Annotated in this window: 1 protein-coding gene; it reads left to right on the forward strand. The window is 67.2% G+C overall.

Features of this window, described 5'->3' with window-relative positions; translation table 11 throughout:
- Window positions 1-84: 84 nt before the first annotated feature.
- On the forward strand, window positions 85-984 hold the full coding sequence (gene nudC, locus K7G59_RS34320) for an NAD(+) diphosphatase (protein WP_225840656.1): 900 nt from the start codon (window positions 85-87) through the stop codon (window positions 982-984).
- Window positions 985-1,220: the final 236 nt, after the last annotated feature.

Below are 1,220 nucleotides of genomic sequence, written 5' to 3' on the forward strand. Positions count from 1 at the left end.
TAGGCAAGTTCTGGCTGCGGAGGGTGTCGGCGGACGTATCCGCTAGTGTCGAGGACAGGCGGACACTGTGATCCAGGAGGAGCGGTGTACTACAGCGGGTTGGGGCTCGACCGTGTCGTTGATCGGCGGGGAGACTCGGACTGGATCAAGGCACTGCTGACCAGGGCCAGTACCCAGGTCATTCCCCTGTGGCAGGACCAGTGCCTGGTGCGAAACGAAACGCCGTTGCGGCTGCCCTTGGCCCAGGCGAGGGACATCCTCGTCGCGGCCGGCGACCGGGTGCTGCTCGGCCTCGAAGGCGAGAGGGCGGTGTTCGCGGCTGATGTGTCCGGGCTCGAACGGGAGAGCGCCGTCGAGCTGGCCGGCGCGGACAGGATGCTGGACGTGCGGGCGATGGTTCCCACCATCACGCCGGACGAAGCGGGTCTGCTGGCGTACGCGCGGGGAATTCTGCACTGGAACCGCAATCAGCGGTTTTGTGGCGCCTGCGGGGGCCCGGCCCGGTCCTGCAATGGTGGCCACCTGCGGACCTGCCAGAACTGTGGGAAGCTGCTGTTCCCGCGGATCGAACCGGCCGTGATCGTGCTAGTAGAGCTTCCGGGCACGCCCCGGCGCTGCCTGCTCGGCCGCCATGCGGCATCCGGCCCGAACCGCTTCAGCACACTGGCCGGGTTCGTCGAGATTGGCGAGAGCTTCGAGGACACGGTGCGCCGCGAGGTGCGGGAGGAAGCCGGCGTCACCGTGGGTGCGGTGACCTACCAGGGTTCCCAGGGGTGGCCGTTCCCGGCCGGGGTGATGATCGGGTTTCGCGCCGAGGCCGTTTCCGATGCGATCGATGTGGACAACGTGGAAGTGGTGGAGGCACGCTGGTTCACGGCCGCGGAACTGCGCGCGCGGCTGGCGGACGCTACGCTCGGCGGCCCGTATCGGGTCGATTCGATTGGCAAGGCGCTCATCGACCAGTGGCTGGCCGACACAGACTGAACCGATGCGGTGCGAAGACAGATTTTACGCTGCCTCGTTTATCTTCTGCTTCAACTCGGCCACCGCCTGGGTCCGTCGGCTGGCCGACGCCCACCCGGCCGCATACCAAGCCCAGTTGGACCAGTCGCTTCGGCTCCTTGCTTCACTCGAACGGGTATCCGAGTGGTGATGAAAGGCTGGCTGGTGTGCCGCCTCGCGGGACTGGGCCGAGTATCGCGGCGTGGGACCCAGGTGAC

The organism is Streptomyces sp. NK08204 (genome assembly GCF_020400585.1).
In the GTDB taxonomy this organism is placed as follows: domain Bacteria; phylum Actinomycetota; class Actinomycetes; order Streptomycetales; family Streptomycetaceae; genus Streptomyces.